Annotated in this window: 9 protein-coding genes and 1 pseudogene; 3 read left to right on the forward strand and 7 right to left on the reverse strand. The window is 64.3% G+C overall.

Annotated elements, in window-relative coordinates:
• The 7 genes from WBQ44_RS21220 to WBQ44_RS21250 all read right to left on the reverse strand — a co-directional run.
• On the reverse strand, positions 1–555 hold a 555-nt coding region (locus WBQ44_RS21220; protein WP_495568644.1), incomplete at its 3' end, for an amidohydrolase family protein.
• The gene (gene alc / locus WBQ44_RS21225) at positions 552–1,610 is read right to left on the reverse strand and encodes an allantoicase (protein ID WP_495568645.1); all 1,059 of its coding nucleotides are present in this window, start codon (positions 1,608–1,610) and stop codon (positions 552–554) included. The genes alc and WBQ44_RS21220, both read right to left, overlap by 4 nt.
• Complete coding sequence (locus WBQ44_RS21230) at positions 1,607–2,740, reverse strand: glycerate kinase (protein WP_495568646.1); 1,134 nt, start codon at positions 2,738–2,740, stop codon at positions 1,607–1,609. Before WBQ44_RS21230 ends, alc begins: the two co-directional genes overlap by 4 nt.
• Positions 2,741–2,742: 2 nt before the next feature.
• Positions 2,743–4,542, reverse strand: a complete 1,800-nt coding sequence (gene gcl, locus WBQ44_RS21235; protein ID WP_495568647.1) for a glyoxylate carboligase — start codon at positions 4,540–4,542, stop codon at positions 2,743–2,745.
• Position 4,543: 1 nt separating this feature from the next.
• Positions 4,544–5,425, reverse strand: a complete 882-nt coding sequence (locus WBQ44_RS21240; RefSeq protein WP_495568648.1) for a 2-hydroxy-3-oxopropionate reductase — start codon at positions 5,423–5,425, stop codon at positions 4,544–4,546.
• Between the two features lie 9 nt (positions 5,426–5,434).
• On the reverse strand, positions 5,435–6,286 hold the full coding sequence (locus WBQ44_RS21245; RefSeq protein WP_495568649.1) for a hydroxypyruvate isomerase family protein: 852 nt from the start codon (positions 6,284–6,286) through the stop codon (positions 5,435–5,437).
• 16 nt (positions 6,287–6,302) lie between these two features.
• Positions 6,303–6,692, reverse strand: coding sequence for an allophanate hydrolase-related protein (locus WBQ44_RS21250; protein WP_495568650.1), 390 nt, complete (start codon positions 6,690–6,692; stop codon positions 6,303–6,305).
• Between the two features lie 228 nt (positions 6,693–6,920).
• Between WBQ44_RS21250 and uraD the strand changes: the two genes are divergently transcribed.
• From uraD to WBQ44_RS21265, 3 genes and pseudogenes are all read left to right on the forward strand, one after another.
• Positions 6,921–7,451, forward strand: coding sequence for a 2-oxo-4-hydroxy-4-carboxy-5-ureidoimidazoline decarboxylase (gene uraD / locus WBQ44_RS21255; protein WP_495568651.1), 531 nt, complete (start codon positions 6,921–6,923; stop codon positions 7,449–7,451).
• Positions 7,444–7,779 (forward strand): hydroxyisourate hydrolase, encoded by a 336-nt coding sequence (gene uraH, locus WBQ44_RS21260; protein WP_495568652.1) that lies wholly within the window; start codon positions 7,444–7,446, stop codon positions 7,777–7,779. Before uraD ends, uraH begins: the two co-directional genes overlap by 8 nt.
• A gap of 2 nt (positions 7,780–7,781) precedes the next feature.
• Positions 7,782–7,979: pseudogene (locus WBQ44_RS21265) on the forward strand (factor-independent urate hydroxylase); the annotation flags it as partial.

Consider the following 7,979-nt stretch of genomic DNA (forward strand, 5'->3'; position numbering starts at 1 on the left):
GGCGTGCACGATCATCAACCCGTCGAACGATGCAATCTCGATGAGCGCCTTCTCGAGTTCCGGCAACGACAGGGGAGGGAACTCGTCGACCCCGGAGTGCAGCAGGAAGCACTTGAACCCGAACACCCCTGCATCGTGCAGGGGGCGCAGTTGATCCAGGTTGCCAGGAATTGCACCACCCCAGAAACCGACGTCGACAACCGATTTTTCCGCGGCGATGCGCCGTTTCACGTCGAGCGCCGCAACATCGATCGTCGGAGGAATACTGTTGAGCGGCATGTCGACCAGCGTCGTGATCCCGCCTGCAGCGGCGGCGCGAGTGGCGCTGGCGAAGCCCTCCCACTCGGTGCGTCCCGGCTCGTTGACGTGCACATGGGTGTCGACCAGTCCGGGCAGCAGTACCTCATCGGTTCCGAGTTGAACGACCTCTTTCGCGTCGTAGGCGTCCAGAGAGACGATCCGGCCACCGCGGACGCCGACCGACACCGCGCACTCGCGTCCGTCGACGATCGCCCGCGGCGCCCTGATCAACAGGTCGACGGTCTCACTCGTCACTGCCGCTTCTCCACCGGCAGAGGTAACGACGCCTTCCAAGCCCGATCGGCGTGCTCGCGTGCGTCTGCATCCAGCTCACCGAACAGGCGCAGTCTCGACAAGCCACCGTCCGGATAAACGTCGAGCCGTAGGTGTGTGTACGCATCGCCCGAGTCGAGCGCGTAGCGATGGCGGGTGTCCGGTTGCACTGCCGTTCGGGGGAAGATTTCCGTCCACGCAGTGTGATCTGCGGTGTGCCGGCGCCGAGAATCGATAGCGCTCAAGCGAACCCACCCGGGAGCGTTACCGACGTAGTAGCTCGTGTCGATCTCCACGTACCGCGGAACGCCCGGTGCTGCCAGTTCGAACACAGCGAAGTCGTTGCCGCCTCCCCGGCGCCTCGAGTTCTCCCATCCCTCGCCCATGTTTCGGGCGCGGCCGGGCAGGATGATATTGGCCGGGGATGAGTAGAAGGCATCCGAGCACTCGGTGAGTCGCGCACCGTTCTCGGCCGCGAGCAGATCGACGGTGCCCCCGAGAAAACGTGGGTCCGCAGCCACCCGGCCGTGGACTCGGAACCTGGCCACGCCGCCGTCGGGATAGATCGACAGCCGAACGTGGGTCCAGCGGTGCCGATCGTCGACCTCGTAGAAGTTGGCCGTATCGCCTTCGGCGGGTGCCTTGGCAACGATGGTCTGCCAATCTGCCTTCAGCACTTCGTCGATCGGCGGGTAGCCCTCGACGAACGCTGCTTCCACCGACACGAACGGCGGGTAGTTGCCCGTGAAGTAAGCGGTGTCGACGACGACGCCCTCCACGATGCCGGGGGCTGCCAGGCGGACCACGGCCCAATCGTGACCACCTTCGTCGCGTCGTCTGCGGGTCTCCCACCCGTCGTATACCTTGCCCTTGTGCCCGAATTCGTCGGGGTCGAAGAAGGGCGCCTCGGGCCGAATCAGGTTCTCGCGCTGTGCGAAGAGTTCGTCGTTGGCCGCGGAGACACTACCTCCCAGAGCACGGGAAGCGAGGTCGGTGAGTGCGGTGAAAGCGGGGGCAGCGGCGTCGGATGTGTTCATGAAACTCCTTCTTCGAAAGGTGAGCGTGACAGCGCGATGAATTCGCCGACGCGGTGCAGCAGGTCGGCCGCGTCGCGCATCGAGACAGCGGGATCGGGTTCGAGATCGGTGAGCGCGTACGAGTCGACGATTCCGAACATTCGCAGCGCGGCGGCATCGACCGTTTGCCGCCCCGACACCGTGACCACTGGAACGCCGGCGCTTCGGGCGGCCGACGCGACGCCGATCGGCGCCTTGCCGTGCAACGACTGCTCGTCGAGCGACCCTTCACCCGTGACGACGAGGTCGGCAGAAGCCAAGCGGCGATGGAACTCGATCAGGTCGAGGACGGTGTCGATGCCCGGACGAATGTCGGCGCCGAGTACGGCAAGCAGGCCGAAGCCGGTGCCGCCCGCCGCCCCTGCACCGGCCACCACGCTGAGATCTCGTCTGATCGCCGATCGCACGACATGCGCCCACTGACGCATCGCGTGTTCGAGATACCGCACGTCCTGTGGGCCCGCTCCCTTCTGAGGTCCGTACACGGACGCTGCGCCCGTCGGACCGAGCAACGGGTTGTCCACGTCGCACGCGAGTTGGATGCGGGCGCGTCGCAGGGCCGGGTGCATGTTCGAGGTGTCGAGTCGAACTGCTCCGCGCAGTGCGCCGCCACCCCGCGGAACGTCGTTGCCGCCTGCGTCGAGAATGCGGGCGCCCAGCGCTTGCAACATCCCGGCGCCTCCATCGGTGGACGCGCTACCGCCGAGACCGAGAACCACATGATCGGCGCCGTGATCGAGCGCGTGGGCAACGACGGTTCCGAGTCCGTACGTGCTCGCGTCGAGAGGATCGAGACGGCTCTGCAATTGCAATCCGACTGCGGATGCCAACTCCGCGACGGCCGAAGAACCCCGCCGAGCGTAGGTGGTTCGGGTAGCGGCTCCGGTGGGTCCGACGCACGACAGGGCAACGGATTCCCATCCTGCTGCAACGACGGCGGCGACGGTGCCGTCACCGCCGTCGGCAACCGGAAGCGATTCGACGACGAGCGACGGATCCGCCGAGAGCAGACCGGCGGCCAGGGCGTCGGCAACCTCCACCGCCGTCAGCGAGCCCTTGAACTTGTCGGGCGACAACAGGATTTTCGTCATGTCTAGTCCAACAACAGAAGCGCGGTGGGCGCGTCGGCGGATGTCTCGGCGAGTTCTTCGAATTCGCCGACGTTGTCGATTTCGGTTCCCATCGAAATATTCGTGACACGCTCGAGAATGATCTCGACGACCACCGGGACCTTGTGCTCGGAGGCAAGCGTCCGGGCGCGGACGAGAGCTTCGCCGATCAGATCCGGCTCGGTGACACGTAACGCTTTGCAGCCCAACCCCTCTGCGACGCGAACGTGATCGACGCCGTAACCCTTCGGGATGCCTGGTTGCGTGTCCTGGGCTTCCTGGGTATTGATGTTGTCGAAGCCGAGCTGCACACAGAAGTCCATGTCGAACGCGCGCTGAGCCTGACGGATCAATCCGAGGTACGAGTTGTTCACCACCACGTGCACGTAGGGCAGGTTGAACTGGGCGCCCACGGCGAGTTCTTCGATCATGAATTGGAAGTCGTAGTCGCCCGACAGCGCTACGACGTCGGTGGTCGGGTCGGCTGCGACGGCGCCGAGGGCAGCAGGGATTGTCCACCCCAACGGTCCGGCCTGCCCACAGTTGATCCAGTTACGCGGCGAGAACACGTGCAAGAACTGGCCACCCGCGATCTGAGAAAGTCCGATAGTGCTGATGTACCGGGTGTCACGGCCGAAGACCTTGTTCATCTCCTCGTAGACGCGTTGCGGCTTGATCGGCACGTTGTCGAAGTGAGTGCGACGGTGCATGGTTCGCTTGCGGGTGGCGCAGTCGTCCACCCAGCTCGACAGGTCGCGCAGGGTACCTGCAGCTTTCCGCTCCTCGGCGACGGCGACGAACTGCTCGAGTGCCGCCTTCGCGTCGGAGATGATGCCGTAGTCGGGTGCGAACACGCGTCCGATTTGCGTCGGTTCGATATCGACGTGGATGAAGGTGCGACCCTTGCGGTACGTGTCGAGTCCACCGGTGTGGCGGTTGGCCCACCGGTTCCCGATGCCCAGGACGAAGTCCGATGCGAGCATCGTCGCGTTCCCGTAACGGTGCGCGGTCTGCAGCCCCACCATTCCTGCGGCGAGTCGGTGATCGTCGGGGATGGTTCCCCACCCCATCAGCGTCGGAACGACCGGCACATCGAGCAATTCCGCGAGTTCGACGAGCAGGTCCGAAGCATCGGCATTGATGATGCCGCCGCCCGCCACGATCAAGGGCCGTTCGGAGGCGACCAACATGTCGATGGCCTTCTCCGCCTGGGCGCGGGAGCAGAACGGTCGGTGCACCGGGAGAGGTTGGTAGGTGTCCGGGTCGAAATCGATCTCGGCGAGCTGAACGTCGATGGGTAGATCGATGAGAACGGGTCCGGGCCGCCCCGAGCGCATCAGGTGAAACGCCTGTGCGAACGCGCCGGGCACCTGAGCCGGTTCGAGGACGGTCATCGCCATCTTGGTGACCGGTCCGGCAATGGCTGCGATGTCGACCGCCTGAAAGTCCTCCTTGTGCAGGCGAGCGACGGGTGCCTGGCCGGTGATGGCGAGAATCGGAATGGAGTCGGCCATCGCCGAATACAGGCCGGTGATCATGTCGGTACCGGCGGGTCCGGACGTTCCGATACAGATTCCGATATTGCCCGCGGCTGAGCGGGTGAATCCCTCGGCCATGTGCGAGGCACCCTCGACGTGGCGGGCGAGGACGTGGCGAATGCCGCCGTGGTCACGCATCGCGGCGTAGAACGGGTTGATTGCGGCGCCGGGTAGACCGAACGCGGTTGTCGCCCCTTCGAGTTCGAGGATCTTGACGGCAGCATCGGCTGCACGCATCTTGGCCATGTCAGTTGCTCGTTCCTGCTAGACGTGCGACCCCGCGGTACAGGGCCGAATGATCGAGTCCGCCGTCTCCGTTGGCGCGCGCCGACGCCATGAGTTGCGCGAGTACTGCGCCCATCGGAACGACCACACCCGCTTCTCGCGCTGCGGAGGTGACGATGCCGAGGTCCTTGTGATGCAGATCGATTCGGAAACCCGGTTCGAACTGCCGGTCGAGCATCTTCTGAGCTTTCTGGTCGAGCACGGCAGAGCCCGCGAGGCCGCCGCCGAGAACCTTCACAGCCGCAGCCAGGTCGACTCCGTAGGCCTCGAGGAACGCGATGGCCTCGGCGAGCACCTGAATGTTGCCTGCCACGATGAGCTGGTTCGCGGCCTTGACCGTCTGACCGGACCCGTTGGGACCGACGTGGACGACGGTTTTGCCGACCACTTCGAGGACAGGCTTCGCGGCCTCGAAGTTCTCCGCGCTTCCGCCGACCATGATGGACAGGGCGGCGTTCTCGGCTCCTGCCTGACCGCCCGACACCGGTGCGTCGATCAGCCGGAAGTCGCGTGCTGCTGCCTCTTCGGCGAGCGTGGCGGTCACGTCGGGACGGATGCTCGAGAAGTCGATGATCAACGCATCGCGTCGCGCGTTGTCGAACACACCGTCCCTACCCGTGAGGACGTCCTGCACGTCGGGAGAATCCGGAACCATGACGGCGACGACGTCGGCGTCGGCCACGGCCTTCGCAATGGAGTCGGCGGCCGTACCGCCCGCTTCGACGAGGGGCCCCGTTCGGTCCGGCGTCAGGTTGAAGCCGACGACCTGGTGGCCTGCCTTCGCGAGGTGAACGGACATGGGGCTGCCCATGATCCCGAGGCCGATGAATGCAATCGTGCTCATGAGATTCCTTTACGTCGTGCTGGTTCGGGAGAGAGAATTCATCCCGGGAGTGGAGCCTGCGGAATGACCTGAATCTATCCAGGAGAAGGTGTCCGGGCGGGTGGCCTTGTACTCGATGCCGACGAGGCCGTCGTAACCGTTGTCTGCGAGTTGTGCGAGGTGGCTTTGTAGATCGATCTGGCCCGTGCCGGGTTCTCCGCGCCCTGGGGAGTCGGCGATCTGTACGTGCCCGATCAGGTTCACGTGTTCGTCGACAACGGCCGCGATTTCGTCCCCGTTGACGGCGAGGTGGTACAGGTCGGCGAGCAACCGGAGGTTGTGCACATCGTGCTCGCGAGCTACCCGCTGGATGACCGCGACGGCGTCGGAAGCGCGCTTCAGCGGGTACGCGGGGGCGCCGCTGACAGGTTCGACGAGGACGACGCCGCCGATGCGGAGGGCCGCGCGGCCGGCGGCGGCAAGGTTCTCCGTCGCTACGGCGTCCTGTTCGAGCGGATCGATGTCGTCGATGCGGTTGCCGTACAGGGCATTGAACGCCTTTGTGCCGAGCTTCTCGCCGATGCCGATCGTGACATCGATGTTGTCGCGGAAACTGCCGGCTTGCCTGGGGTCCGACAGAATTCCGCGGTCGCCGGCAGGCATGTCGCCGGCTGCGAAGTTCAGCCCGGTCAGTTGCACACCTGCGTCGCGGACCGCGGAAACGAACCGCTCCACGTCGACATCCGACGGGACCGGTGAATCGAAGGGCCACCAGAATTCGATGGAATCGAAGCCGGACTCCTTGGCGAGCTGTGGGCGCTGCAGCAGGGGAGCGTCGGTGAACAGAATCGAGCAGTTGACGGTGAACGTGCCTCTGTACATGGTGTCCTCTCTTCGATCAGGGGGTCGGAAGTCCGCGATAGAGCCGCCAACTACCGGTGTGGGTGATGTCTGTCAGCTCCTCGGCCTGGTGCTCGACCACCCCCGGCCGCAGCCCGACACCGAGCACCGAACGACCGTCCTCGAGCGCAACGACAGTGAGCTCGAGTTCCGGCGGCTCGTCGGGGAGGAACGCGGTCCTGATCTCGTCGAGAGGAATGTCGTACAGCTCGCCTTCGATGGCGGCACCTGCGGATTCGTCCAAGATCAGCCCGGGAAACTCGTCCCGTATCGAGTAGAAGCGATAGATGGGTGTGGTTCTGGCGGTGCCGACGAAGGGGTGGGCGGACACATTGTGGTGCAGGCCTCCGCCTCGCATCGCGCCGCCGTTGCAAAAGAGTTCCGTCATCGAGGAGGCTCCTCTCATTCGAGCGTGAACAAAGTCCGGAATGCGGAATAACAATTCCATGAACGTTTCGAGTGTGACGTGTTGCACTCGCAGCTGTCAACCGTGGTCGACTTTGGGCGTTCGAATTCCACCATGCGAAAGATGCTGTATATCAACGCAACATGGTGGGTTCGAATTGACGTCGGCTGATCTATTGACACCTGTTGTGACGGGTGTCACGCTTTAAATATGGAATCGGCATTTCACGATACGGAATCAGAGCTAGTCCTGCGGATCAACGCCGCATCGGACGCCGAGTGTCGCCGTCGTCTGCAGCCTTGCCTGGACATTCCCCGGTGGTACACCGCCTTCGCGGATCTGCGACCGTTCGCGGACGACGACGCCATACGGGCGGCCGTGTTCTCGGCCGCCGCACCGTTGACTGCGTCGGAGATCGACCGGGCTCTGCAAGTTCACCCACGTATCGGCGAGCGGCCGGCCGGAGACGACGAGCACGCCGCTCATGCGCGCACCGAGCAAGCCGGTGTCGACGTCACCGAAGCGGACACCCTGCGCCGGATTCGCAGTGGCAACATCGCGTACGAGCGACGCTTCGGTCGCGTCTTTCTCGTTCGCGCCGCAGGCCGTGACGCTTCGGCGATTCTGGCGGCCCTGGACGAGCGGTTGGCCAACGACCCCGAGACCGAACTGCGCACCGTCGAACAGCAATTGCGTGAGATCGCCGCACTGAGGGTCGAGAAGGCCTTTGCCGATGTCTGAACGCAGCATGCTCAGTACGCACGTTCTGGATGCATCGAACGGTACTCCGGCCCAGGGTGTTTCGGTGACGCTCCGTGTGGACGAAGACACGATCGTTGCCGACGGAATCACCGATGAACAGGGCCGCATCGCCGATCTCGGACCCACGACGCTGCCCATGGGTAAGTACCGACTCACCTTCGGTTCGGGTGACTACTTCGCAGGCCGCGGTGTCGACACGTTCTACCCCACCGTCGACATCGTCTTCGAAGTGACCGCCGACGCAGCGCATTACCACGTACCACTTCTCCTCAGCCCGTTTGCCTTCACAACCTATCGAGGGAGCTAAAGATGACCATCGTGCTCGGAGCCAACCAGTACGGCAAAGCGGAATGCAGACTCGTCCGCATCGACCGGGACACACCGCGCCACCACATCACCGACGTGAGCGTGACCTCGCAGCTGCGAGGTGACCTCGAAGCGGCACACACGGAGGGTGACAACAGCCACGTCGTCGCCACCGACACTCAGAAGAACACCGTCTATGCC

This window comes from Rhodococcus sp. (in: high G+C Gram-positive bacteria), assembly GCF_049591685.1.
Classification (GTDB): domain Bacteria; phylum Actinomycetota; class Actinomycetes; order Mycobacteriales; family Mycobacteriaceae; genus Rhodococcoides.